Source organism: Nocardia sp. NPDC050799 (assembly GCF_040654015.1).
In the GTDB taxonomy this organism is placed as follows: Bacteria; Actinomycetota; Actinomycetes; order Mycobacteriales; family Mycobacteriaceae; genus Nocardia.
Map to the genome: position 1 here is coordinate 34517 of NZ_JBFAHF010000032.1, position 23474 is coordinate 57990.

The window sequence follows — 23474 nt, forward strand, 5'->3', positions numbered from 1 at the left end:
CGCTCCAATCTCTCGAAGAGCCGGCGGTGCTTGCCCCCCGGGCGGACCGCTACGGTCCGGAGCCACTGCCGCCCGACCTGGTCGTGCAGGCACTCGACACCTTTCGCGCGGTGCGCAGACGGGTCGCGATGGCCGAACTGCACAACCTGCGCGACGAGGACGGCGTCGCACTCGCCATCGGCCGGGCCTGGGAGGCGATCTCGGCGCTCCTGTGCCGCGATGCCGGCAATGCCCGCGATCTGCTGGACGCGCTGACCCTGCTGCGTCGGCTCGAGGCCATGGTCTCCGCACACCGCAGGAACGCCGTGATCGCGCTGCACGAGCGCGTCGGCGAGGCACTGATGCGGTTGAGCCGGTGCGCGGGCGCCGATGAGCTGATCTCGGCGATCCCCCGGGAGGTCGTGCGGCTCGGCTACGATCGCGCGCTCTTCTCGCTGGTCTCCGGCGGCACCTGGCGGCCGCGCTCGATCCATTCCCGCCAGGACTGCGGCTGGGCCGACGGCTACCTCGGCGAGCAGCGGGAGATCGCGCTGACGCTGCCCGCCGCGGCGGTGGGCAAACGCAGCGCCCACGTCGACGAGACCACCATGCTCGGCCGGAGCGAGCGCAATTCGGGGTTCGAGCTCTGGCGGCGGTCCAGGTCGAAGACCTTCTGGATGGTGCCGATCGTCCACGACTTCCGGCTGGTCGGCATGATCCATGCCGACTGCCGGTTCCGCGAGCGGCCGGCGAGCAGGACGGAGGTCGACGCCCTCGAGTACTTCTGCAGGCAGCTCCCGCTCACGCTTGCTCGCCGCGCGACCGGCGCCGCCGCGCACCCGGAATCCGATGCTGCGCCGCCGAAGCGGGCAGAGCGGCTCGCCCGCCCCGCCGTCGAGGCGGGGGACGCGGACGGACAGCTGTCCCTGCGCGAGATCGACGTCGTGCGGCTCATGGCCGAGGGGCTGACGAACGCCCAGATCGGGCGGCGCCTGACCATTACCGAGGGCACGGTGAAATCGCATGTCAAGCGCATCCTGCGGAAGACCGGTGCGGCCAACCGGGCCGAGGCCGTCGCCGTCTGGATCCACGACCATCGGCTGACCGCGGTCTGAAGCGCGACCGCCCCCGGTCCGGGATGCCGGACTGGGGGCGGAGCCGTTTCGCGCACCGGCCGATCAGCCGACGGTCACCTTGCCGCTGCTGCCGTCGACGGTGAGGATCGTGCCGTCGATGATCCGGGTCGTGCAGTCCTGGACCGAGACCGCCGCCGGGATGCCGAGTTCCCTGGCCACGATGGCCGCGTGCGAGATCGCCGCACCGGTCTGGCACACCACGGCGCCCGCCGACAGGAACAGCGGCCCCCACGAGGAGTCCGTGGTCATCGCGATCAGGACGTCGCCCGGCTCCAGGTCGACGTCGTCGATCAGGGAGCGGACCACCCGCGCCGGGCCGGTGTGCACCCCCGGTGCAACGCCGAGGCCGGCCAGCACTTCACCGCTCGCCACCGGATCGACGATCGAGGTGTCGCGGTCGGCGAACGACTCGATGGCGGGCGGGGCACCCTCCAGGATGAACGGCGGCCACTTGCCCTCCAGCACCTCCAGCGTCTGCTTCCGCTCCGCGACGACGGCGGCGTACGCCTCCGGTTCGGCCAGGAAGGCATCGAATTCGTCGTCCATGAGCAGCAGGACGTCCTCCCAGCGGTCGAGCACGCCGCGCGCGACGAGCCGGCCGCCCAGCTCGCGCATCGTCATCCGCGCCTCCTCGCAGAGCCGGGTGCACTGCACCTTGGTCGCCTCGCGAGCGGGCAGGAAGATGGTTGCCCCGTTGGCCGCCGCCAGGAACTGCGCGCGGGTCTCCTCGTCGAGCTTGCCGGCGATGGTCGCCACCGCCTCGGCCCGCTCCGCCGCCAGGTGGGCCGTGCGCCGCTCCGGCGACTGCTCGTCCGGCACCCGGCGCGCGTGATCGAGCATGCGCAGTGGGATCTCCGGCGCGGAGCGGTAGGTGGGCGAGCGGCCCTCCCACACGCTCGGGCCGAGGAATCCCCAAGCGTCGAGGAAGGCGTCCCACCCCGCCAGGAACTCGCGCGCCTCGGCGGAGTCCAGTGCGGCGATCCGCTCCACGACTCCACCGATCCCCTCCGCGAACGCGCCGGTCAGCGCCGCCGAGTTCCGCACCTGCCGGGACAACCGCCACAGATCGAACGACTGCTGCGCCGAGTCGACCTCACCGAGCCCCGAGGTCACCTTCGCGACCAGGTCGCCGTCGCCGACCGCCTCGCCCACCTGGGCGATCAGCCCGGTGAGGATGTTCGTCGCGTAGAGGTGCACCATGTGGGTCGCGAAGACCGGGCGCATCTCCGGCACCATCGAGCGGTAGCGGGCGGCCAGCTCGGCGTCGGTGAGCTCGCTCAGCCGTGGCCGCGCGGCCACCACCTCGTCGATCCGGCGCCGATGCTCGTCGAGTTCGGGCACGTCGGTCGCGCTGAACAGCGACCCCATCCACGCGACCATCCGCTCGGTGCACGCGGCGTTCTCGTCGTCGGGGTGCGGGGCGTACGGGCGCACGTCGGGGTGCTCGCCGAAGAGCGAGCGGTCGATCGCCTCGGCGGTCATCCCCGGGGTCCGCACGGCGAGCACCCGGGAGATCGAGACGTTGATGTAGACGTAGCCGCCGAAACATCCGACGACCTCGCACTCCCCCTCCGGGCGGAAGTCCGCGGGGGTGAAGACGCCGATCTGGTACAGCGCGTCGCGGTAGGCCGCATCGTAGACGCCGCGGCCGAAGGCGCTCCAGGTCAGCGGCGTCGCCGCGTCGGTGAACACCTCGCCGGTGTTCGCCCGCGTGAAGATCGGGAAGCGATCGCTGGGTGCGTCGTCGCAGGGCCACGCCACGCTCATGGCAGTTCTCCTCGGATCAGAGCTGGTGAAGTGGCCGGCCCGGCTCGGGCGCCACACCGTCAGGTCTAGGCCGCTCCGCCCGGTGTGGTGAAGCCCACAGTTCACTCTTATCCCCTTCGAGGGAGGCCGGGTGGGCGGCGCTCTCTCTCCAACGAGGGATAGCACGACGTTTCCGTTGTCCCGGGGCCCGGCTCTTTGCCGATAATGGCGCATGATCAAGCCCGAGGACGCCGAATTCCACCCGCCGACCACCGACGCCCGAATGTGGACGGAGACCAACTATTTCGGGTTCGAGATTCCCGAGGTGCCGTTGCACGTGGGGCTGTACGCCCTGTTCCGTCCGAACCTCGGGGTGGTGAACTCCGCGATCTTCGTCAACTCCCGCCGGGTGACCTCGGCGTGGGAAATCGATTTCTGGGACAGCCGCGCCTACCTCCCGATGCCCGAATCGGGCAGTCTGCTCGATTACCAGCTCGCCAACGGCCTAACGGTCACCTGCGTCGACCCCGATCGGGTGTGGGACCTCCGCTTCGACAACGGCGAATCGCTGCGGATCGATGTCCGCTACGAGGCCCTGATGGAGGGCTTCGACATCCACGACCCGGCAATGGACCCGCGCGCGAAGAACACGAAGGGCGATCTCTCGGCCAGCGCCGCCTACGCCGGCCACTTCGACATGACCGGCAAGGTCACCGGTGAGGTCGTGCTGAACGGGGTGCGGCACCGGGTCGATTCCATGTCGACCATGGACCACAGCTGGGGCGTGCGGGAGGAACGCCAGCTCGGGACGATGACTTGGCTGCAGGCGCATTTCAGCCATGATCTGGCCATCCACTCGATGTTCGCGTTCGACCCCACGATCGGACCGGATCGGGAAGTCGTCGCCGACATCACACACGGCTACGTGATGGATCACGGCAAAGGAATCGGTCTCGCGGAGGGAACGGCGACCATCCACCGCTGCGGGATGTACGCGGAGACGATCGATCTGCACCTGACCGACGCCCAGGGCCGGGTGTGGGAGCTCACCGGAGAAGCGCAGACGCAGTTCCCGTGTCAGTTCTGGCCCGGCTCGATGGCCTTCATGGTGCTACCGAAGTGGCGGATGGGCGACCTGACCGCCTACGGGACCAGCACCGATTTCCTCGACCTGCACCACTTCACCAAGCTGTACAACTGAGCGGAGCAGGCAGTGACTACACCTCTCGCGGAGGACCGGATGCGCGCGCTGCGGCCGCAGCTGTGGTGCGCGCTGGCCGGGCCGGTCGCGATCGTCGTCGCGCTGGCCGGTCCGGGATGGGAGTGCTCGCCGGAGCGATCACCGTCCGGCTGCTCGACGCCGAGGGGCGCTCGCCGGTGCTGTGCTTCACCCAGCTCATCGCGGGCACGGTCACCTGGGTCCTGCTCGTGGTGCCGCTGGTGATCATGAACATCGCGGCCTTCCGGCCCGAGCGCTCACCCGAGCTGACCGTGCTGCTGAACGACCTGGCCTGGCTGCTGTTCGTGCCCCCGGGTGGCGCCCTTCGTCGTCCAGAACATCGCCATCGCCCTGGTCGTCCTGCGGGATCGCGCCGAGCGGCCGATCCTGCCCCGGTGGGTGGCGTACGCCAATCTATGGGTCGCGTTCCTCTTCCTGCCCGGGGTGCTGTCGTACTTCTTCAAGAGCGGCCCGTTCGCGTGGCAGGGGCTGTTCTCGTTCTGGCTCGCGCTGAGCTCGTACGCCGCGTGGGCTTTCATCATGGGTTTCGCGCTGCGCAAGGCCCTGCTCGAGGAGTACGCGGCCGCCGGGAGCGCGGCGTGAACCACGCGCCACAGCGGGCGGAGCGGCCTCGGTTCCTCCGCGGCGACGCCCCGCCGCCGCCGCGGGCTCCGGCGCCGTCCGCGCCGCCGCTGACCACGGACAGCCGAACCCCCGGAGAGCCGGGACTCTGGTTCTTCATCCTCGGCGACATGACCCTGTTCGGCGTGTTCTTCGTCGCCTACATCGCCGAGCTCGGTCGCGAGCTCGCACTCTTCGCGGCGGGCGCGGGCGCGCTCGACCGGTGGTCCGGGCTGCTGAATACGACGCTCCTGCTGGCGAGTTCGTTCTGCGTGGTCGGCGGGCTGACCGCGGTGCGCGCGGGCACCGGCAGCGCGCGCCGCTTCTTCGGACTTACCGCCGCGCTCGGCATCGCCTTCGCCGTCGTCAAGGTGGCCGAGTACCGGCACCTGACCGCACTCGGCCGCACACCGGCCACCGATCTGTACTTCACCTACGACTCCGCGCTCACCGGAATCCATCTGACGCACATGGTGATCGGGCTTGCCCTGATCGTGGCGTGCCTGCGTGGGCTGCGGGCGGCCGGGGTTCGCCGCATCCCGCTTCCCGGAGGGCGCCGGCGCGTACTGGCACATGGTCGACGCGCTGTGGATGGTGCTCTATCTGGTTCCGGCCACCTGACGATCACAGAAGTCCCCCGTCGTGTCCGCGTTTCGCACCAGCGCACTGGTGCTCCTCGTCCTGACCGCGCTGACGGTCTTCGGTGTGGTGGTGATCGACTCGCACCAGGCCACCGCGCTGCTCGGCCGCGAGCTCTGGATCGCGGTGGTGCTGCTCTCCGCCTTCGGGAAGGTCGGCGCCATCGGCTACTGGTTCATGGAGCTGCGGACCGCGCCGCCGCAGCTGAGATATCTGTTCTTCGGGTGGTGCACGGTGTTCGCCGCGGTGCTGGTCACGCTCGCCTGGGCCTGAGCGCGGAAAACCCGCTGCCCCCGGCGGGACAGCGGGCTCCGGGACTCACTTGGCCGGGAACGGCGCGTTGATCGTGTTCTGGTACTGGATGAACGCGGCGATGGCGACGGGGGCGCCGATGGCGATCGAGCCGACCAGCGCGCCGATCGGGGCCAGCGCGGCGCCGCCGATCAGGCAGCCCGCGATCGGGCCCGCGCCGAACAGGGTGGCCAGCGGGCCGGTGAGCGCGGTGCCCGCGATCCCGCCGAGGAGCAGGCAGCCGACCAGGCCGGAACCGACTCCGCCGTCGACGGCGCTGATGGTGGAGGCCATAGAGATGGTAGAGGTCATCCGGGTCCAGGCCGCGACCTCGCGGTCGTAGGGGTCTTCCAGGGGGCGCTGTCCTCGAAGGGCAGCGCGACCGGGTTGTAGCGGGCGCGGTCCACTGACACGACCGGGGTGAGGCGGGCGGTGTTGCCTTCGACGGTGGCCTCGATGGGGAAGGCGATGCTGTCGTAGGTGAATTCCAGCGGGACCCCGGCCAGGATCTCGCCGGAGGCGGCGCGGATCTGGAAGTTGCCGTTCTCCACGATGAGCGAGCCGGAGTCGATGCTGATCACCGCGGCGGTGCCGTCGTGGTAGGCGCGGTAGTGCACGCCGGGGCGACGTCGACGGAGAGATCGGGGGCGGCCTGCGCGGCACCGGCACCGACGGTGGTTGCGGTGAGAGCGAGCGCGAGCGCGACGACGGATCTGCGAGCGTTGATCACTGGTTGTTTCCTCATCGGTGGTGGGTGTTCAGGAGCGGGCGGCTTCGGGCGTGGGAACGTCGGCCGCGGGCGCGTTCAGCTCGCGGTGGTCGAGCGCGTACCGGTAGGAGCCCATGCCGAGCAGGCAGGCGATGGCGATGGCGACCATCGCGACGATCGGCACGATCCCGGCGGTGTAGGAGTTCGTGGCGGCGTAGATCTGGCCGAGCAGGAAAACACCGGACGCCGACCCCATCGCGAACAGGAAGTAGACGAAGCCGAGCACCCGGCCGTAGGAGTGCTCGGGGAAGTAGCGGCTCGTCATGTAGGCGGCGATATCGCCCTCGGCGCCGAGCGCGAGCCCGACCAGGACCGCGCCGATCAGCAGCATTCCGGTGCCGGTCGAGGAGATCAGCAGCGCCACCCCCACCCCGCACAGCGCGAAGACGATCGAGCCGATGAACGGGGCGAAGACTCGGTCGAGCAGGTAGCCGACGACGAGCCTGGCGCCGACCGAGGAGAGGCTGAGCACCGACAGCACCACCACGGCCACGCCGCGGTCGATGCCCTTGTCCGTGGTCATCGGCACGACCTGGGACATGAGCCCGAAGGTGGCGGTGGAGACCAGGAAGATCGCCAGGCTCAGCAGCCAGAACTGGCGGTAGCGGCGGGCGATCGTCCACAGCGGTTCCCCGGCCACCCGCCCGGCCTCGCGGGCCCGAAGCCGTTCCCGCTCGTGCGTGGGCGGCATCTTGGTGACGAAGGCGTACACCGCGGTCGGGATCACCGTGCACAGCGCGCCGACGATCAGGAAGGTGCCGCGCCAGCTCGCGAAGCCGAGCGTCCAGTTGGCCAGGTACGGCATGAGCACGCCGCAGGCGCCCATGCCCGCCATGAGCAGGCCGAGCGCGAGCCCGCGCCGGTCGGCGAACCACGCGCTGACCACGGTGGCGTGCGCGACCGGGTTCAACGCACCCGCGCAGGCGCCGATCAACGCGCACAGAATGTAGAAGACGAACCGGTTGTCCGGCACCGCCGCCATCAGCATGAGCCCGCCGCCGAAGCCGAGCGTCATCGGGAGCGAGGGGGTACGCGGGCCGTACCGGTCGACCAACACGCCAAGCGCCACGATGCTCACGCCCACCATCACGGTCTCGATCGAGAATCCGTTGGCGATGACGCTGCGGCTCCAGCCGAACTCCTCCGATATCGGCTTGCCCAGCACGTTGAACAGGACGTTCACCGTGCTGGAGCCGAAGAGGAGGGTCAGGAAGCCGGTCGCGGCATACCACCATCTGTTGGGGTTCCGGCCCGACGCCGCCGCAGTCACCACTGCCATGTGCCCGTCCTTCTGCTGGGAGATCCGTCACGAACGCCGCCCCCGCCGGCTCGAGTGCCCGGCGTCACACCGATAACAGCATATGGTTAGTCCAAATGTAAATATCAGATCTTCTAGCCGATCCGTCCGGCGTACGGCACGCGCCGTTGTGCGATTTCGCCGGAAACGCTACTGTTATGCAAATGGTCAGTCCGAATGACCACACCGAAGGACGTGCGGGTTCAGCACAGGAGAGGACACCGAAGTCTGATGGCCGAATTCACCGACATCACCTACGAGGTCGACAACGGGCTGGCCTGGATCACCATCAACCGCCCCGAGCGCTACAACGCCTTCCGCGCGCAGACCGTCGACGAACTGGTGTTCGCGTTCAAGCGCGCCTGGGCCAGCAGCGACGTCGGCGTGGTCGCGCTGACCGGCGCCGGCGACAAGGCCTTCTGCGCGGGCGGCGACCAGAAGCAGCGGATGGAGACCGGGGACTACGGGCCGTCGGCCACCGGGCTGTTCGAGGTCGAGGCGCTGCACCGGGTCATCCGCGACACCCCCAAGCCGGTGATCGCGGCGGTGAACGGCCTCGCCATCGGCGGCGGTCACGTGCTGCATGTGCTGTGCGACCTCACCATCGCGGCCGACACCGCGCAGTTCGGCCAGAACGGGCCGCGCGTCGGCTCCTTCGACGCCGGGCTCGGCTCGGGCTACCTGGCGCGCGTGGTCGGCGAGAAGCGTGCCCGCGAGATCTGGTTCATGCTGCGCCGGCTCTCCGCCGAGGAGGCCCTCGACTGGGGGCTGGTGAACAAGGTCGTCCCGGCCGCCGAGCTGAAGGCCGAGGTCCGCGCCTGGGCCGATCAGATGCTGGACTTCTCCCCCACCGCACTCAAGGTGCTCAAGCAGTCGATGAACACCGACACCGAGCACTTCGTCAGCATCGGCACCATGGCCTACTCGACGCTGGAGATCTTCGGCGAGACTCCCGAGGCCCGCGAGGGCATCACCGCCTTCAACGAGAAGCGCAAGCCGGACTTCTCCCCCTACCGGGGCAAGTGACGGTGCGGTTCTCCGCCGAGCAGCGGGAGTTCGCGGCGGCGGTGGGTGACTACTGCCGCCGCGAACTGGCGACCGTGGCCCAGCGCGACGCCGTAACCGAGGGCGGCACCCTGTCCAACAGCCCGCGGGTGCTGGCGGATATGGCCGCCAACGGGTGGCTGGGGGTGTCGCTGCCCGAGGAGTACGGCGGTGGCGGCGCGGGGTTCGTCGACGAGTGCCTGTTCCTGGAGGAATCCGCGCGCGGGCTCGCGCCGATCACCGGCTACTCCACCGGGCTCACCGCCGCCCAGACCTACCTCCGGTGGGGAACGGAGGACCAGAAGAAGACCGTGGTTGCCAACCTCACCGCGGGCAGGCTGGAGGCCATCGCCCTCAGCGAGCCCGGCGCGGGCTCGGATCTGGCCGGGCTGCGGGTGAGCGCCCGCCGCGACGGCGATCGCTACCTGATCAACGGGCAGAAGACCTGGATCTCCGCGGCGCACGTGGCCGAGCACCTGCTCGTGCTCGCCCGCGAGGATTCCGCGGGCGGCAAGCACCGGGGCCTCACCCTGCTCATGGTCCCGACCTCCGCGCCGGGGCTGGAGATCCGCGCCATCGCGACCATGGAGGCGCACACCTGCAACGACGTCTTCTTCACCGATGTCGAGGTGCCGGTCGCCGCGGTGGTCGGCGAGCCGCGCAACGCCTGGAAGCAGCTGATGCGCGGGCTGAGCATCGAGCGGCTCATCATCGCGGCCATGAGCGTCGGCGCGGCGCGGCGCGCCCTGGACGACGCGATCGCCTATACCCGCGAGCGCGAGCAGTTCGGGCGGCCGCTGGCCGCGAACCAGGCGCTGCGGCACCGCATCGCCGATCTGGCCACCGATGTCGAGCTGGCCCGGGTCTTCCTCTACGACGTCGCGGGCAAAATCGACGCCGGGTTGGAGGACGATCTGGCCGGGGAGAGCGCCATGGCCAAGATGCGTTGCACCGAGGTCGCCAAGAGCGTGACCCTGGAGGCGATGCAGCTGATGGGCGGCTACGGCTACGCCCGCGAATCCGGCATGGAGGGCCAGGTCCGGCGCGCCCTCGCCCCGCCGATCTACGGCGGCACCAACGAAATCCAGCGCGAGATCATCGCCAAGCACATCGGCCTGTGAGGTAACACGATGACCGACTCGACCTTCTCCCCGCGACTGCTCGCGGGCAAGCGCATCCTGATCACCGGTGGCGGCACCGGGCTCGGCCGCGGCGTGGCCAGGCACCTGGTCGACCACGGCGCCGAGGTGCACCTGTGGGGCCGCCGCGAGGCGGTGTTGGCCGAGGCCGCGGCGGAGGCATCGGCGGCGCGGCCGGGCGCGGTGCACTTCCACACCGTCGACGTGCGCGACTACGACAATGTCGACGAGACGATGGGCCGGATCTGGGCCGAGCACGGCCCGCTCACCGGCGTGCTGAACAATGCCGCGGCCAATTTCATAGCGCGCACCCAGGATCTGAGCCCGCGCGCCTATGCCGCGATCACCAGCACGGTGATGAACGGCTCGTTCCACACCACGCACGCCGCGGGCAAGCGCTGGATCGCCGAGGGCCTGCGCGGCAGCGTGCTCTCCACCCTCACCACCTGGGTGTGGACCGGCTCGGCCTACGTGGTGCCGTCGGCGATGGCCAAAGCCGCGGTGCACTCGATGACCATGTCGCTGGCGGTGGAGTGGGCCAAGTACGGCATCCGGCTCAACGCGGTCGCGCCCGGCCCGATCCCCACCGACTACGCCTGGGAGATGCTGAACCCCACCGACAAGAGCTCGGTCGGCGCCACCCAGGCCGACCAGATCCCGGCCGGGCGCACCGGCACCGTCGAGGAGCTGGCCAACCTGACCATGTTCCTGCTCTCCGACGCCTGCGACTACCTGACCGGGCAGACCATCGCGATGGACGGCGGCCAGATGCTGGCCGGGCCGGGCACCTTCGCCGGGCTCACCGGGCTGACCGACAGCGATTGGCAGCAGATCAAGGAGACCAGCATGTCGGCGTCGGCGTCCAGCAAGGCGCAGCGCAGCGTCTGAGAACCGACACGAAAGGGGCGGCATCCGATCCGGATGCCGCCCCTTGCTCGTGCGGTTCAGTCCAGCGTGGGCCGGTACCGGTAGGAGCTGCTGCGGGTGAGCGCGAACTCGAAGATGCCCGAGCCGGCGACCCCGTCCAGGTCGAAGCGGCACAGCCGGTCGGTCAGGGCGGAGTCGAGGGTGCGCGGGGACACCGAGCCGTCCAGCGGGTAGCGGTCGGACTCGACGTGGTCCGGGCCGTGCGCGACGCCGTGGTGGCCGCCGTACCCCGCCCCCGCCATGAAGCCGCCGCCCGCGCGGGCGTCGGCGTGCACGCGGTAGCCGCGCCCCGACGCGGTGCCGACCCGCACCACGCCGCCGACCAGGTCGAGGCCGTCGGTGAAGTCCAGGGCGTGCCGGACGTCGGTGATCGGGTCCAGCGTGCCGTCCGCGCCCATCACGGCGCCCTCGAGCAGCAGCCGGCCGCCGGTGCGGGTCTCGACCAGCAGGAAGCCGATGGCGAACTCCGGGAACTGGGCCTGATACCAGATGTGCAGCCCCTGCCCACCGGACATGGTGCGGAGCCCGCGGGAGCGGTCGCGCTGGCCGTACCAGCCGTCGACCGGGACGGTCTCGCCGTCCACGGTGAGCGTGCCCGCGTAGCGGCCGGACTGGAAGAGGTGGTCGAAGGAGGTGCGCGCGGCGGAGCTGTTGCCGACCTCGATCGTGCCCCACCAGGCGGGGGTGCGGGCCCGCCAGGTGAGGTCGAACTCGGCGCCGATCTCGTTCGGCGCGAGGGTGAGCCGCCACTGCGCGTTGGGCTCGACCACCCGCACGCGCAGCGGCCCGGCGCCGTCCCGTTCGGTGCCGCCGAGCACGGTGGAGAACCGCAGGTTGCGCTGTTCGGCTCCGGTGGTCAGCACCACGAAGCCGTCGGCGGTGTCGCGGGTCGGGTAGATCCCGTACCCCACGATCACCGAGGGGGACGTGGCGTCGGCGGGGTGCAGGTTGAACATGAGCCGGTCGAAGAAGCCGTCGGGCAGGTCGGGCACGCCCGGCTCCACCAGCGGGTCGTGGAAGTCGGCCTGCTGAGTGCTGGTCATGGTGCTCCTTGTGGGGTCGGGGCTCGGCGGCGGGCCGCGGCCGGGGTGAGCCCGGCGCTGCGGCGGGCGTCGTCGAGGAAGCGACCGACCAGCGCCGGGTCGGCGTAGTAGGGGTCGCCGATGCCGTCGAGCACGCGGCGGCGGCTGTACTCGTAGAGCACGGCGAGCTTCCACAGCGCCAGCGTGGTGTACCAGGACAGCGCGCCGACGTCGCGGCCGGTGCGGACCGAATAGCGTTCGGCGAGTTCGGTTCTGCTCGGGTAACCGTCCTCCAGCATGGCGGCGCCGAGTTCGGCGGTTGGGTTCGGCGCGCGCCCCGGCTCCGGGACGGTCGCGAGCAGGTAGCCGATATCGAGCAGCGGGTCGCCCAGGGTGGCCAGCTCCCAGTCCAGCACCGCCGCCACCCGGCCCGGCGCCTCCGGGGCCAGCACCAGGTTGCCGATGCGGAAGTCGCAGTGGATCAGCGCCGCCCCCGATTCCGGCGGGGTGTGCTGCTCGAGCCAGGCGTCGATCTCGGCGAACTCCGCCGGTGGCGCGCCGCTGTCGTCGGCGATCAGTCGGCGCATCCGCTGCAGGTGCCGCCGGTTGAACCCCTCCGGCCTGCCGAGGCGCTCCAGACCGGCTGCGCGCCAATCGACCTCGTGCAGCTCGGCGAGGGTGTCGACCAGGCTTTCGCCGATCGCGCGGCGCTGCGGCGGGGTGTCCAGCGGGGCGGGGGTGCGCGCGGTGACGACCGGGCCGGGGGCGTAGCTCATGACGTAGAACGGGACGTCGAGCACCTCGTCCCGCTGGGCGACGGCGAGCACCCGCGGCACCGGGACGGCGGTCGGGTGCAGCGCGGTGAGCAGCCGGGCTTCCCGGAGCATGTCGTTGGCGCCGGGCGGGATCGGGGGCGGCGGCGGGCGGCGCACGATCACCCGGGTGGCGCCGTCGCTCACCAGGAAGGTCAGGTTCGAGTGGCCGTCGCCCACCGGGCGGGTGGTGATCGGGCCGGACACGATGCCGTGCCCGGCGAGGAACCGCCGCAGCGCCTCGGTGGTGTCGGGGGTCCAGTCCCAGGCCATCGCGGTCACCGGCCGGTGAACTCGGGGGTGCGCTTGGCTTTGAAGGCCGCCAGCGCCTCCGGCATGTCGTCGGTGCGGGTGAGCAGCGCCTGACCGCGGTTCTCCAGCTCCAGCGCGGCCTCGTAGGAACCGATCTCGGCATTGCGCTGGATGGCCCGTTTGGACATCCGCACCCCGCCCGGCGAGTTCTGCGCGATCTGCCGCGCCATCGCCAGCGCCGCGTCGAGCAGCTCGGCTGTAGGCACGACCTGGTTCACCAGGCCGATCCGCAGCGCCTCCTCGGCCTCGACGATCCGGGCGGTGTAGGCGATCTCGGCCGCATGGGCGGGCCCGATCAGGCGGGTGAGGGTGAACGAGGTGCCCAGCTCGCCGATGGAGAGCCCGACCTTGACGAACGCGGCGCTCATCTTCAGGGTGGGCGCCGCCAGCCGGATGTCGCAGGCGAGCGCCAGTGCCAGCCCGCCGCCGGTGGCCGGGCCGTGGATGGCGGCGATGACCGGGAAGGGCAGATGGCGCAGGGACTGGATGCCGCCGGTGGCGGTCTCCTGGAAGCGCAGGAACTCCCGCACCCCCATCTCGGTGAGCACGTCGATCTCGTCGAGGTCGAAACCGGCGCAGAACGCGCGCTCGCCGGTGCCGGTGACGATCAGCGCGCGCAGCCGGCTGTCGCGTAGCGCCCGGCCGGCGGCCAGGTACTCGTGGAACATCCGTACCGTCTGGGAGTTCATCCGGTCCGGGCGGTTCATCCGCAGGATCCCGATGCCGGGCTCCGGCTCCTCGAAGGTCAGCGTCTCGAGCGCGGGGAAGTCGATGGTCATGTCGCGGCCTGTCTGCTGGTGTGCGGGATCGGTCTAGGTGCCCTGGAAGTGCGGCGCGCGCTTCTCCTTGAACGCGCTCAGCGCCTCGGCCATGTCCGGGCTGCGGGTGAGCAGCGCCTGGCCCCGGTTCTCCAGCTCCAGCGCGGCGGCGTAGGAGCCGACCTCGAGGTTGGCCTGCAGCGCGCGCTTGGACAGCTGCACGCCGCCCGGGGAGTTGGTGACGATCCGCTCGGCCAGCGCGATCGCCGCGGCGACGACCTCGCCGTCCGCGCGGACGGAGTTGACGATGCCGAGCTCCGCGGCCTCGGTGGCGTCCACGACTCGGCCGGTGAAGCAGATCTCGCTGGTCTTGGCCGGGCCGATGAGCCGGGTGAGCAGCCAGGAGGTGCCCAGATCGCCTGCGGAGAGCCCGATCCGGACGAACGCGGCGTTGAATTTGGCGGCCGGGCTCGCCAGCCGGATGTCGGCGGCCAGCGCCAGCGCCAGCCCGCCGCCGGCGGCCGGGCCGTTGACCGCGGCGATCACCGGCACCCGCAGCGAGCGGATCGCGGTGAGCGCGCGGGCGGCGCGCTCCTGCTGGTCGAGCATGCCGAGCGCGCCGAGACCGGGCAGGTCGTCGGCGTCGGCCAGGTCGTAGCCGGAGCAGAACGCGCGGCCCGCGCCGGTGAGTACGAGCACGCGGGCGCTCTCCTCGGTCTCCAGCCCCCAGGCCAGCCGCTCCAGCTCGACGAACATGGTGTTGGTCATGGCGTTGTAGCGGTCCGGCCGGTTCAGGGTGGCGACCACGATGCCCGGCCGCACCTCCTCGGTGCGCAGGGTCTCGAATCGTTCATCCAGGGTCTTCATCGCGGAACTCCTCGGGTCAGCGGAAATTCGGTGCGCGCTTGCCGACGAAGGCGGCGATGCCCTCGGCCGCCTCCCCCGCCTCGAACAGCGACTGGATCTGCTCGACCTCCACGCGGGCGCCGTCGGCGAGCGGCAGATCGTGGGCGGCGTCCACGGTGCGCACCACGGCGAGCTGCGCGGGCAGTGAGGGGCCGAGCAGCTCCGCGGCGAGCTCCAGTGCGGCGGCGAGCGCGTCGCCGTCGGTGCACCGGTCCGCGAGCCCGATCCGGTGCGCCTCCTCGGCATCGGCCTGGCGGGCGGTGAGCATGATGTCCAGTGCGCGGCCCCGCCCTACCAGGCGCGGCAGCCGCTGGGTGCCGCCTGCGCCCGGGATGAGGCCGAGCTTGACCTCGGGCAGCCCGAACCGGCCGTTCGGCCCGGTAACCCGCAGGGTGCAGGCAAGGGCGAGCTCCAGCCCGCCGCCGAGCGCGATCCCGTCGACCGCGGCGATCGAGATCCACGGCGCGGCCTCGAGCCGGTCGTTCACCGCGCGCATGAGGTCGCCGTAGGCGGTGAACGACGGGGCATCGATCGCCGACAGGTGCTTGATGTCGGCGCCGGCGGCGAAGAACTTCGGCAGCGCCGAGGCGATCACCATGACCTTGACGTCACCGGCCTTCTCGGCGGCGTCCATGGCCGCGTGCAGCCCCTCGAGCAGCGGCACCCCGAGCGCGTTGGCCGGCGGGCGCGCCAGCCGGACCACGGTGATCCCCGGTCGCACCGATTCCCACGTGACCACGTCCGCAGCACGGTCCGTCATCGCACCCTCGTTTCGCCTCGTCACCGGCACAGTTCTCCTTCGGAAACTAGACTCGAACCAACTTCAAGTCAACCATTATTTTGGTCGTACCAAATACAAATGTACCTGCTGAAATCGCCCTTCGGTACCCTTCCCTGTTAGATTTAGGTACGACCAAATGCACAGAAAGCAGGTGGCAATGACCGAATCGCCCGCCACGGGTACGGTTGCGCGCCGGCCGGTCCGGTTGCAGCCGATGCAGGTCCCGAAGGCCTCCGATGTGCTCGCCAACGATCTGCGGGAGCGCATCCTGCGCGGCGATTTCCCCTCCGGCACCGCGCTGCCGCCGGAGCGCGAACTGGTCGCCCAGACCCAGATGAGCCGCACCACCGTGCGCGAAGCGCTGCGCATCCTCGAGGTGCAGGGCTTCGTCGTGATCAAGACCGGCCGCTCCGGCGGCGCCTTCGTCCAGCAGCCGGGCGGGGAGGCGGTGGCGACCTCGGTGAGCCTGCTCATCCGTGGCCAGCAGCTGCGGCTGACCGCGCTGCTGGAGACCCGCGAGGCGATCGAGCCCGCGTGCGCCGGGCTGGCCGCCAAGTACCGCACCGAGCAGGATCTGGCCGCGCTCGACGCCGCCAATGTGGCCGTCGGCGATCCGGAGCAGCCGCTGGAGTCGTTCCTGCAGGCCAATGTGGAATGGCACCTCGCGGTGGCGACCGCCAGCCACAACGAGCTGCTCACCGGCTTCATGTCCGCGCTCTCCAAGGCGATCTACAGCTCGACCGAGAACCAGGCCTTCGTCGACGAGGAGGTGCGCCTGACCACCTACCGGGCGCACAAGACGATCACCGACGCCATCCGGGCCGGCGATTCTGCCGCCGCCACCCGGCGGATGGGCAAGCACGTACACGGCTACGCCGAGGCCGTGGTCCAGGTCGAGCAGCGCACCCAGATCGAGCTCGGCGACTCCTGAACCGCGGCCCGCGGCCTCACACCGCCGCGGGCGCGGCCAGGTGCGTGCGCAGCCCGGCCAGGATCGCGGCGTTCGTCGCCGCGGTCTGCTCCTCGGAGAGCCCCCACGGCGGCGCGATGAGGTCGAGGTGATCGAAGCCCGCGGGCAGCCGGGCCAGCGCCGCGGCGAACTCGCCCGGCGTGCACGCGATGGTGATGGCGTCGATCATCTCGTCGCTCACCGCGCGGATCAGCGCCGCGCGGTCCCGCTCGCGGGCCGCCTGCCGGATGCGCTGCTGCGCACCGCTCCAGCCGTGCAGGGCGAACAGCCGGTCGTAGACCCGCGAGGCCGCGTACTGCCCGATCGCGAAAGCCGCCTGACTGCGGGCGATCTCGAGGTCGTCGTCGATCGCGCACATGCGGATTCCCATGACGGTGACCGCGCCCGGATCACGGTCGGCGCGCGCCGCGCCCTCCGCGAGCGCCGCGGCCACCGGGCCGCGCACGTACTCGGCGGTGAACATGGGGTGTCCGACCAGCCCGTCGGCGTGCTGCCCCGCGGTGCGCAGCATCAGCGGGTTCACCCCGGCGATCCAGATCGGGATCCGCGGCCGCACCGGTTCGGGCACCTCGGAGGTCGGGGTGAGGTGCACCCGGTAGAAGCGCCCGTCGTGGTGCACCGGCCCCTCGTGCAGCCGCCACAGCGCGTTCAGCACCGTCAGCAGCTCGGCCATGCGCGCAGCGGGCGCCTCGCCGCTGACCCCGTGCCAGGCCTCCATCATGGTGGGGGTGCCGTTGCCGAGCCCGAGAATCAGCCTGCCGCCGGACAATTCGTCCAGATCGCGGGCCTCGGCCGCCCAGATCAGCGGGCTGCGCCCCACCCCGTAGGCGATATTGCTGCCGATCGCGACGGTGTTCGTGCCCGCCGCGAGCGCGGCCAGCGGAACGGTCGCCGAGCGGTTGTAGAGCTCGCTGGTCCACACCGCCGCGCAGCCGATCGCCTCGGCCTCGCGCGCCAGGGCGGCCATGGACTCGAACCGCGCCCTGCCGCGGCCGGTGCCGAAGGCGTTGATCCCGAATGTCGTCATCGAACTCTCTCTCCGTGCTCAGGCCCGGCGCGGGAAACGGTCGAAGCGGGGCGGGCGCTTGGCCTTGAACGCCTCGCGGCCCTCCTTGGCCTCCTCGGTGGCGTAGAAGAGCAGGTTGGCGTCGTGCGCGAGTTGCTGGATGCCGGCCAGCCCGTCTTCGGCGGCGTGGAAGCCGGCCTTCATCAGCCGCAGCGCCATCGGCGAGAGCTCCATCATCCGGCGGCACCAGGCCACCGTCTCGGCCTCCAGCTCGGCCAGCGGCACGACGGTGTTGACCAGCCCCATCTCCAGGGCCTCGGCCGCGCCGTACTGCCTGCACAGAAACCAGATCTCCTTGGCCTTGCGCACCCCGACCAGCTGGGCGAGCAGCCCGGCGCCGAACCCGCCGTCGAACGAGCCGACCCGGGGGCCGACCTGGCCGAGGCGGGCGTTGTCGGCGGCGATGGTCAGGTCGCAGACGATCTGCAGCACGTGCCCGCCGCCGATCGCGTACCCGGCCACCATCGCCACCACCGGCTTGGGCAGCCTGCGGATCTGCACCTGCAGATCGGTCACGTGGAACCGGCCGACCGCGTCCGGGCGGTCCGGGTCGGTGAGGTAGCCGGTGTCGCCGCGCACCCGCTGATCGCCGCCGGAGCAGAATGCCCGCTCGCCCTCGCCGGTCAGCACGATCACCCCGATGCCGGGGTCCTCGCGGGCGTGGGTGAGCGCGTCGGAGATCTCGACCAGGGTCTGCGGGCGGAAGGCATTGTGCACCTCCGGGCGGCAGATCATGATCCGGGCGATGCCGTCCTCGGTGCGGGAGTAGTCGACGTCGTCGTAGCGGCGCACTGTCGTCCACTCCACCACGGGGGCGCTCACGCCATCGTCAGGCCGCCGCTGACCGACAACGTCTGCCCGGTGACGTAGCCGGCCTCGTCGGAGGCGAAGAAGGCGACCGCGGCGGCGACGTCCGCGGGCGAGGCGAGCCGCTTCATCGGGACCGAGCGGGTCATGCCGCCGATCACCTTGTCGGCGTCCTGGCCGGAGTTGTTCGCGAACTTGCGCAGCGCCGGGGTGTCGGTGGGGCCGGGGCACACGGTGTTGACCGTGACGCCCTTGGTGGCGACCTCGCGGGCGAGGGTCTTGGTGAAGGCGATGATGCCGCCCTTGGCCCCGGAGTAGACCGCCTCCAGCGAGGAGCCGACCCGGCCCGCGTCGGAGCCGATATTGATCACCCGGCCGAAGCCGCGCTCGATCATGCCGGGCACCACCGCGTGGTTCACCCGCAGCGCGCCCTTGAAGTTGATATCCAGGATCTTGTCCCAGAACGCCTCGTCGGTCTCCAGGAAGGTCATGAAGTCGTCCCAGCCGGCGTTGTTCACCACGACCTCGATCGGGCCGAGCTCGGCGGCGGTGCGCTCGACCGCGGCGCGCACCGCGGTGGTGTCGGTGACGTCGATCGGGACGGCGACGGCCTCTCCCCCGGCGGCCACGATCTCCTTGGCGGTCTGCTGGGCGACCTCGACGTTCAGGTCGGCGACGGCGACCCGGAAGCCGGCCGCGGCCAGCCGGCGCGAGATGCCCTCGCCGATGCCTTGGGCGCCGCCGGTGACGAGTGCGATTCGGTTGCTCATGGTGTAGTTCCCTTTCGGTGGGGTCAGGATGCGGTGTGCACGGCGCGAGCCAGGTCGTCGCGGAATTCCGGGGCGGCGACCGCGATCAGCCTGCGCCTGCGCTCGGCCAGCGGCTCACCGCGCAGGTGCGCGACCCCGTGTTCGGTGACCACGCAGTCCACGTCGGCGCGGGCGGTGGTGACCACGCCCTCGTCGAGGGCGAACTTGATCGAGGAGCGGCCGCGCACCGTCGAGCGCAGCGCGACGATCGAGCGCCGTCCGGTCAGCGCCGCGGCACGGGCGAAGTCGACCTGGCCGCCGACCGCGCCCAGGTAGGTGCCCCGGCTCAGCTCCGCGCCCACCTGGCCGGTGAGGTCGACCTCGATCGCGAAGTTCACCGCGACCAGCGAGGAGAGCCGGGACAGCGTCTGCGGGGCGTGGGTGTAGCTGGTGGGGCGGAACAGCAGCGGCAGCTCCCCGACCCGGGCGTAGAGCTCCGCGGAGCCGAGCGCGGTGCCTGCCACCGCGAGCCCGGTGTCGATCTGCTTGCGGGCGCCGGTGATCACGCCCTTGTCGATCAGCGTCCGCACGCCGTCGGTGATCATGCCGGTGTGCACCCCCAGGTCGCGGTGCCCGGCCAGCGCGTCGAAGACCGCGCCGCCCATCGCCCCGATGCCGACCTGGACGGTGTCGCCGTCGTCGATCAGCCCGGCGATGTGGGTGGCGATCCGCCGGTCGGCCGCGGAGGCGGGTCTGCGCTCCTCCTCCTGCAGCGGCCGGTCGGTGTGCACGGTGGCGGTGAAGCGGCGCAGCGGAATCCGCGGCGAGCCGGGGACCGCGGGCATCTGCGCGTTGACCTCCGCGACCAGCACACCGGTGTGCTCGAGTGCGTCGGCCATGTAGTCGACGCCGATGCCGAGCGAGCACATGCCGTCCCGGTCCGGCGGCGCGACCTGGAGCAGCCCGGCGTCACAGGGCAGCCGGTGCTCGGCGAACATCCGGGGCAGCGCCGAGTAGTGGCAGGGCACCACGTCGAGCTGGTCGGTGGCGCCCAGCTCGCGCAGCGCGCCGAGCCCGCCGTAGGACACCATGATGTCGGCCGGCGAGATCGACTGCGCCAGTTGATCGTTCCAGCTGAGCCCGGTGAACAGCCGCAGCGGACCGAGCGCGCCCGCCTGGGCGAGCAGCGCGTCCACCAGGGGCCGGGGCTCGGCGGCGGCCTGGCTCCACCAGACCCCCGACCCCGGCCGCAGCAGCGCACCGAAGTCGATCACCGGTCGACCCGTTCCAGCAGGGTGCCGGTGCCGAGCCCGCCGCCGCAGCACATGGTGACCAGGCCGAGCGCGCTGTCCCTGCGCTCCATCTCGTTCAGCACGGTGGCGATCAGCCGGGCGCCGGTGGCGCCGACGGCGTGGCCGAGCGCGATGGCGCCGCCGTTGACGTTCACCCGCTCCTCGTCGGCCTTCAGCTCGCGCTGCCAGGCCAGCACCACCGAGGAGAACGCCTCGTTGACCTCGAACAGGTCGATGTCGTCGACGGTGAGGCCGGTGCGCTCCAACAGTTTCCGGGTTGCGGGGATGGGACCGGTGAGCATGATGATCGGGTCGACGCCGACCGTGGTCTGGTCGGCGATGCGGGCGCGCACCCGCAGCCCGTGCCGCTCGGCGGCCTCCCTGGTGCAGAGCACGACCGCGGCGGCGCTGTCGCAGATCGGGCTCGAGGTGCCCGCGGTGATCCGTCCGTTCTCCGGGCGGAAGACCGGCTTCAGGCTGCCCAGGGTCTCCAGGGTGGTGCCGGGCCGGATGGTCTGGTCGCCGAGCCGGTCCTCGCCGTCGAGCTCCATGCGCACCATCTCGGCGTCGAACCGGCCCGCGGCGACCGCCGCGGCGGCGAGGCGGTGCGAGCGCACCGCGAATTCGTCCATCTCGGTGCGGGAGATGTCCCAGCGGTCGGCGATGAGCTCGGCGCTCTCGCCCTGGGTGACGAAGTCGTAGCGGGCGCGCAGCTCGGCGGGCCACGGCTCGCCGTAGAGCTCGCTGATCTTCGCGGGCGAGTTCATCGGGACGTGCCCCATGTGCTCGACGCCGCCCGCGATCACGATGTCGTGCACACCGGAGGCGATCAGCGCGGCCGCGAAGTTCACCGCGGTCTGCGCCGAGCCGCAGCGGCGGTCCAGCGTGGTGGCGGGCACCTCGGCCGGGTACCCGGCCTGCAGCCAGGCATTGCGGCCGATATTGCGGGACTGCTCGCCGAAGGGCGCGGTGCAGCCGATGACGAGGTCCTCGACCGCGGCCGGATCCAGGCCGGTGCGCGCGATCAGATCCTGATAGCAGGCGGCGAGCAGGGCGTTCGGATGGGTGTCGCGGAACCACCCCTTCTCCGGGTGGGACCTGCCGATCGGGGTGCGCACCGCCTCGGCGATCACGACCTCGCGACCGGCGGAGACGAACGGGCCGGAGACCTTCGCGCCCATCTCAGATCACCGTCCCGCCGTCGACGGGGAGCACCTGGCCGGTGATGTAGGCCGCGGCGCCGGAGGCGAGGAAGACGAACGAGGGCGCGATCTCCGCCGGACTCGCCCAGCGGCCGAGCGGAATCCGGGCCAGGGTCTTGGCGGCCAGCTTCTCGTTGCCGCGGATGTTCGCGGTCATGGCGGTCGCGGCGAGCGGGGCGATGGCGTTGACCGTGATCGCCCGGCGGGCCAGCTCCCTGGCCAGCGACTTGGTCAGCCCGACGATGGCGGCCTTGGCGGCGCCGTAGTTGGCCTGCCCGATGGTGCCGGTCAGCCCGGCGGCCGAGGTGACGTTGATGATGCGGCCGGTGCCGTCGTCGGGCAGGTACTCCAGCGCGGCCTGGCTGCAGTGGTAGCTGCCCATCAGGTGGGTGTCCAGCACCCGGCGGAACTTCGCCTCGTCCAGCTGCGGGAACATCGCGGGCGCGATCACCCCGGCGTTGTTCACCACGATGTGCAGCGTGCCGCCGCCGAGCGCGGCGGCCGCGGCCGCGGCGTCGCGCGCGTTGCCCGCGTCGCAGACGTCGAGCGCGAAGGGCTCGGCGGTGCCGCCCGCCGCGGTGATGCGCGCGGCCACCTCGGCAGCGGCGTCCTTGTCGATATCGGTCACCAGGACCGCGGCGCCCGCGGCGGCGAAGGCCGCGGCGACGGCGGCGCCGACCCCGCCGCCCGCGCCGGTCACCAGCGCGGTGCGGCCGTCGAGGGAGAAGGCCCGGATGCCCGGTGCCGGGGTGTGGTCGGTCATCAGTAGCTCCTGGGCAGGCCGAGGACGTGGGAGCCGAGGTAGTTCAGCACCATCTCCTGGCTGATCGGCGCGATCCGGGTGAGCCGGGCCTCGCGGAAGTAGCGGGCGACGTTGTACTCCTCGGAGTAGCCCATGCCGCCGTGGGTCTGCAGGGCGCGGTCGGCGGCGTCGAAGCCGGCGTCGGCGCACAGGTACTTGGCGGTATTGGCCTCGCGCGCGCAGGGCAGGCCGTTGTCGTAGAGCCAGGTGGCCTTGCGCAGCACGAGCTCGGCGGCGTCGAGGCGGGCCAGGGAGTCCGCGAGCGGGAACTGGATGCCCTGGTTCTTGCCGATCGGGCGGCCGAACACCTCACGGTCGTTGCCGTACTTCACCCCGGCGCGCAGCGCGGCGCGGCCGATGCCGAGCGCCTCGGCGGCCACCAGCATCCGCTCGGGGTTGAGCCCGTCCAGGATGTAGGTGAAGCCCTTGCCCTCTTCGCCGACCCGGTCCTCGACCGGGATCTCGAGGTTGTCGATGAACAACTCGTTCGAGGTCACCGCGTTGCGGCCCATTTTGTCGATGGGCCGGATCTCCACCCGGGTGCGATCCAGGTCGGTCAGGAACAGGGTCATGCCGTCGGTCTTGCGCGGCGACTCGTCGAACTTCTGGGTCCGGGTCAGCAGCAGGATCTTCTCCGACTCCATCGCCTTGGAGATCCACACCTTGCGTCCGTTGACGATGTAGCGATCGCCCTCGCGGCGGGCGAAGGTGGTGATCCGGGTGGTGTCCAGCCCGGCGCCCGGCTCGGTCACCCCGAAGCAGACGTGCAGGTCACCGTTGACGATGCGGGGCAGTGTGCGCTGCTTGAGCTCCTCGCTGCCGTGCACGATCACCGGGTGCATGCCGAAGATCGACAGGTGCATGGAGCTGGCGCCGTTCATCCCCGCGCCGGAGGCGGCCACCTGCTCGAGCAGCAGCGATGCCTCGGTGATGCCGTAGCCGTGGCCGCCGTACTCCTCGGGCGTCGTGATGCCGAGCCAGCCGCCTGCGGCGAAGGCGTCGTAGAACTCGGTCGGGAACTCGTGCGCGGCGTCCTTCTGCGCCCAGTACCGATCGTCGAACTTCGCCGCCAGCTCGGCGACCGCGTCCCGGATCGTGATCTGATCCTCTGTCAGTTCGAAATCCACTGCTGGTCTCCATCCCTTCGGTGCGATAACTATATCAATGGACTGACCAAATAGGAAAGGG

At 71.1% G+C, this 23474-nt stretch carries 24 protein-coding genes; 8 read left to right on the top strand and 16 right to left on the bottom strand.

The genetic code is table 11. From position 1 onward, the window contains the following. Positions 1 to 26: 26 nt before the first annotated feature. Entirely contained in the window at positions 27 to 1094 is a 1068-nt protein-coding gene (locus tag AB0H42_RS27290; RefSeq protein WP_357060980.1) for a LuxR C-terminal-related transcriptional regulator, read from the top strand. A gap of 63 nt (positions 1095 to 1157) precedes the next feature. Here the strand turns inward: AB0H42_RS27290 and AB0H42_RS27295 are convergent, their stop codons facing one another. Further along, a complete protein-coding gene (locus tag AB0H42_RS27295) occupies positions 1158 to 2882 on the bottom strand; it encodes a PEP-utilizing enzyme (RefSeq protein ID WP_357060983.1) in 1725 nt (574 codons plus the stop codon). Positions 2883 to 3093: 211 nt separating this feature from the next. Between AB0H42_RS27295 and AB0H42_RS27300 the strand changes: the two genes are divergently transcribed. The 3 genes from AB0H42_RS27300 (at position 3094) to AB0H42_RS27310 (ending at position 5613) form a co-directional block, all read left to right on the top strand. Beyond that, positions 3094 to 4062 carry a hypothetical protein gene (locus AB0H42_RS27300; protein WP_357060986.1) on the top strand — a complete coding sequence of 323 codons (969 nt, stop codon included), beginning with the start codon at positions 3094 to 3096 and terminating at the stop codon, positions 4060 to 4062. A 333-nt stretch (positions 4063 to 4395) separates the two neighbouring features. Beyond that, the gene (locus AB0H42_RS27305) at positions 4396 to 4683 is read left to right on the top strand and encodes a hypothetical protein (RefSeq protein ID WP_357060988.1); all 288 of its coding nucleotides are present in this window, start codon (positions 4396 to 4398) and stop codon (positions 4681 to 4683) included. 660 nt (positions 4684 to 5343) lie between these two features. Continuing rightward, positions 5344 to 5613 carry a cytochrome C oxidase subunit IV family protein gene (locus AB0H42_RS27310; RefSeq protein WP_357060990.1) on the top strand — a complete coding sequence of 90 codons (270 nt, stop codon included), beginning with the start codon at positions 5344 to 5346 and terminating at the stop codon, positions 5611 to 5613. 45 nt (positions 5614 to 5658) lie between these two features. On the opposite strand, the gene AB0H42_RS27315 is transcribed toward AB0H42_RS27310, so the two are convergent. From AB0H42_RS27315 to AB0H42_RS27325, 3 genes are all read right to left on the bottom strand, one after another. Continuing rightward, complete coding sequence (locus tag AB0H42_RS27315) at positions 5659 to 5943, bottom strand: hypothetical protein (RefSeq protein ID WP_357060993.1); 285 nt, start codon at positions 5941 to 5943, stop codon at positions 5659 to 5661. After that, positions 5940 to 6248: a hypothetical protein gene (locus tag AB0H42_RS27320; protein WP_357060996.1), complete on the bottom strand. Its 309-nt coding sequence runs from the start codon at positions 6246 to 6248 to the stop codon at positions 5940 to 5942. Before AB0H42_RS27320 ends, AB0H42_RS27315 begins: the two co-directional genes overlap by 4 nt. Positions 6249 to 6389: 141 nt before the next feature. Further along, on the bottom strand, positions 6390 to 7679 hold the full coding sequence (locus AB0H42_RS27325; protein WP_357060998.1) for an MFS transporter: 1290 nt from the start codon (positions 7677 to 7679) through the stop codon (positions 6390 to 6392). A 249-nt stretch (positions 7680 to 7928) separates the two neighbouring features. On the opposite strand from AB0H42_RS27325, the gene AB0H42_RS27330 reads away from it, so the two are divergent. From AB0H42_RS27330 to AB0H42_RS27340, 3 genes are read left to right on the top strand one after another with little or no spacing between them, the layout of a single operon-like run. Then, positions 7929 to 8723: an enoyl-CoA hydratase-related protein gene (locus tag AB0H42_RS27330; protein WP_357061000.1), complete on the top strand. Its 795-nt coding sequence runs from the start codon at positions 7929 to 7931 to the stop codon at positions 8721 to 8723. A gap of 2 nt (positions 8724 to 8725) precedes the next feature. Next, positions 8726 to 9862, top strand: a complete 1137-nt coding sequence (locus tag AB0H42_RS27335; protein ID WP_357061131.1) for an acyl-CoA dehydrogenase family protein — start codon at positions 8726 to 8728, stop codon at positions 9860 to 9862. A gap of 9 nt (positions 9863 to 9871) precedes the next feature. Continuing rightward, positions 9872 to 10768 carry an SDR family oxidoreductase gene (locus AB0H42_RS27340; RefSeq protein ID WP_357061002.1) on the top strand — a complete coding sequence of 299 codons (897 nt, stop codon included), beginning with the start codon at positions 9872 to 9874 and terminating at the stop codon, positions 10766 to 10768. Between the two features lie 56 nt (positions 10769 to 10824). On the opposite strand, the gene AB0H42_RS27345 is transcribed toward AB0H42_RS27340, so the two are convergent. From AB0H42_RS27345 to AB0H42_RS27365, 5 genes are read right to left on the bottom strand one after another with little or no spacing between them, the layout of a single operon-like run. After that, complete coding sequence (locus tag AB0H42_RS27345; RefSeq protein ID WP_357061004.1) at positions 10825 to 11850, bottom strand: hypothetical protein; 1026 nt, start codon at positions 11848 to 11850, stop codon at positions 10825 to 10827. Then, positions 11847 to 12914 (bottom strand): phosphotransferase family protein, encoded by a 1068-nt coding sequence (locus tag AB0H42_RS27350; RefSeq protein WP_357061007.1) that lies wholly within the window; start codon positions 12912 to 12914, stop codon positions 11847 to 11849. Before AB0H42_RS27350 ends, AB0H42_RS27345 begins: the two co-directional genes overlap by 4 nt. Positions 12915 to 12919: 5 nt before the next feature. Continuing rightward, the gene (locus tag AB0H42_RS27355) at positions 12920 to 13732 is read right to left on the bottom strand and encodes an enoyl-CoA hydratase-related protein (RefSeq protein ID WP_357061009.1); all 813 of its coding nucleotides are present in this window, start codon (positions 13730 to 13732) and stop codon (positions 12920 to 12922) included. Between the two features lie 33 nt (positions 13733 to 13765). Then, positions 13766 to 14578, bottom strand: coding sequence for an enoyl-CoA hydratase-related protein (locus tag AB0H42_RS27360; protein ID WP_357061012.1), 813 nt, complete (start codon positions 14576 to 14578; stop codon positions 13766 to 13768). Between the two features lie 16 nt (positions 14579 to 14594). Continuing rightward, positions 14595 to 15377 (bottom strand): enoyl-CoA hydratase-related protein, encoded by a 783-nt coding sequence (locus AB0H42_RS27365; protein ID WP_357061014.1) that lies wholly within the window; start codon positions 15375 to 15377, stop codon positions 14595 to 14597. Between the two features lie 178 nt (positions 15378 to 15555). Here AB0H42_RS27365 and AB0H42_RS27370 point away from each other — a divergent pair, with 178 nt between their 5' ends. After that, a complete protein-coding gene (locus AB0H42_RS27370) occupies positions 15556 to 16329 on the top strand; it encodes a FadR/GntR family transcriptional regulator (protein ID WP_357061017.1) in 774 nt (257 codons plus the stop codon). Positions 16330 to 16345: 16 nt separating this feature from the next. Here the strand turns inward: AB0H42_RS27370 and AB0H42_RS27375 are convergent, their stop codons facing one another. From AB0H42_RS27375 to AB0H42_RS27405, 7 genes are read right to left on the bottom strand one after another with little or no spacing between them, the layout of a single operon-like run. After that, a complete protein-coding gene (locus tag AB0H42_RS27375) occupies positions 16346 to 17395 on the bottom strand; it encodes an LLM class flavin-dependent oxidoreductase (protein ID WP_357061020.1) in 1050 nt (349 codons plus the stop codon). A gap of 18 nt (positions 17396 to 17413) precedes the next feature. Beyond that, a complete protein-coding gene (menB, locus tag AB0H42_RS27380) occupies positions 17414 to 18244 on the bottom strand; it encodes a 1,4-dihydroxy-2-naphthoyl-CoA synthase (RefSeq protein ID WP_357061133.1) in 831 nt (276 codons plus the stop codon). Positions 18245 to 18252: 8 nt separating this feature from the next. After that, positions 18253 to 19011, bottom strand: a complete 759-nt coding sequence (locus AB0H42_RS27385) for an SDR family NAD(P)-dependent oxidoreductase (protein ID WP_357061022.1) — start codon at positions 19009 to 19011, stop codon at positions 18253 to 18255. Positions 19012 to 19034: 23 nt separating this feature from the next. Further along, complete coding sequence (locus tag AB0H42_RS27390; protein ID WP_357061025.1) at positions 19035 to 20264, bottom strand: acetyl-CoA hydrolase/transferase C-terminal domain-containing protein; 1230 nt, start codon at positions 20262 to 20264, stop codon at positions 19035 to 19037. Continuing rightward, positions 20261 to 21463 (bottom strand): thiolase family protein, encoded by a 1203-nt coding sequence (locus AB0H42_RS27395; protein ID WP_357061027.1) that lies wholly within the window; start codon positions 21461 to 21463, stop codon positions 20261 to 20263. Before AB0H42_RS27395 ends, AB0H42_RS27390 begins: the two co-directional genes overlap by 4 nt. A gap of 1 nt (position 21464) precedes the next feature. Beyond that, a complete protein-coding gene (locus tag AB0H42_RS27400) occupies positions 21465 to 22247 on the bottom strand; it encodes an SDR family NAD(P)-dependent oxidoreductase (RefSeq protein ID WP_357061030.1) in 783 nt (260 codons plus the stop codon). Beyond that, entirely contained in the window at positions 22247 to 23413 is a 1167-nt protein-coding gene (locus tag AB0H42_RS27405) for an acyl-CoA dehydrogenase family protein (RefSeq protein ID WP_357061033.1), read from the bottom strand. Before AB0H42_RS27405 ends, AB0H42_RS27400 begins: the two co-directional genes overlap by 1 nt. Positions 23414 to 23474: the final 61 nt, after the last annotated feature.

Bases quoted from the DNA above. Each gene is read 5' to 3' on its own strand.
- AB0H42_RS27295 (WP_357060983.1), bottom strand. From the start codon at position 2,882: ATGAGCGTGGCGTGGCCCTGCGACGACGCACCCAGCGATCGCTTCCCG.
- AB0H42_RS27300 (WP_357060986.1), top strand. From the start codon at position 3,094: ATGATCAAGCCCGAGGACGCCGAATTCCACCCGCCGACCACCGACGCC.
- AB0H42_RS27315 (WP_357060993.1), bottom strand. From the start codon at position 5,943: ATGACCTCTACCATCTCTATGGCCTCCACCATCAGCGCCGTCGACGGC.
- AB0H42_RS27325 (WP_357060998.1), bottom strand. From the start codon at position 7,679: ATGGCAGTGGTGACTGCGGCGGCGTCGGGCCGGAACCCCAACAGATGG.
- AB0H42_RS27330 (WP_357061000.1), top strand. From the start codon at position 7,929: ATGGCCGAATTCACCGACATCACCTACGAGGTCGACAACGGGCTGGCC.
- AB0H42_RS27340 (WP_357061002.1), top strand. From the start codon at position 9,872: ATGACCGACTCGACCTTCTCCCCGCGACTGCTCGCGGGCAAGCGCATC.
- AB0H42_RS27345 (WP_357061004.1), bottom strand. From the start codon at position 11,850: ATGACCAGCACTCAGCAGGCCGACTTCCACGACCCGCTGGTGGAGCCG.
- AB0H42_RS27350 (WP_357061007.1), bottom strand. From the start codon at position 12,914: ATGGCCTGGGACTGGACCCCCGACACCACCGAGGCGCTGCGGCGGTTC.
- AB0H42_RS27355 (WP_357061009.1), bottom strand. From the start codon at position 13,732: ATGACCATCGACTTCCCCGCGCTCGAGACGCTGACCTTCGAGGAGCCG.
- AB0H42_RS27360 (WP_357061012.1), bottom strand. From the start codon at position 14,578: ATGAAGACCCTGGATGAACGATTCGAGACCCTGCGCACCGAGGAGGTG.
- AB0H42_RS27365 (WP_357061014.1), bottom strand. From the start codon at position 15,377: ATGACGGACCGTGCTGCGGACGTGGTCACGTGGGAATCGGTGCGACCG.
- AB0H42_RS27370 (WP_357061017.1), top strand. From the start codon at position 15,556: ATGACCGAATCGCCCGCCACGGGTACGGTTGCGCGCCGGCCGGTCCGG.
- AB0H42_RS27375 (WP_357061020.1), bottom strand. From the start codon at position 17,395: ATGACGACATTCGGGATCAACGCCTTCGGCACCGGCCGCGGCAGGGCG.
- AB0H42_RS27385 (WP_357061022.1), bottom strand. From the start codon at position 19,011: ATGAGCAACCGAATCGCACTCGTCACCGGCGGCGCCCAAGGCATCGGC.
- AB0H42_RS27395 (WP_357061027.1), bottom strand. From the start codon at position 21,463: ATGGGCGCGAAGGTCTCCGGCCCGTTCGTCTCCGCCGGTCGCGAGGTC.
- AB0H42_RS27400 (WP_357061030.1), bottom strand. From the start codon at position 22,247: ATGACCGACCACACCCCGGCACCGGGCATCCGGGCCTTCTCCCTCGAC.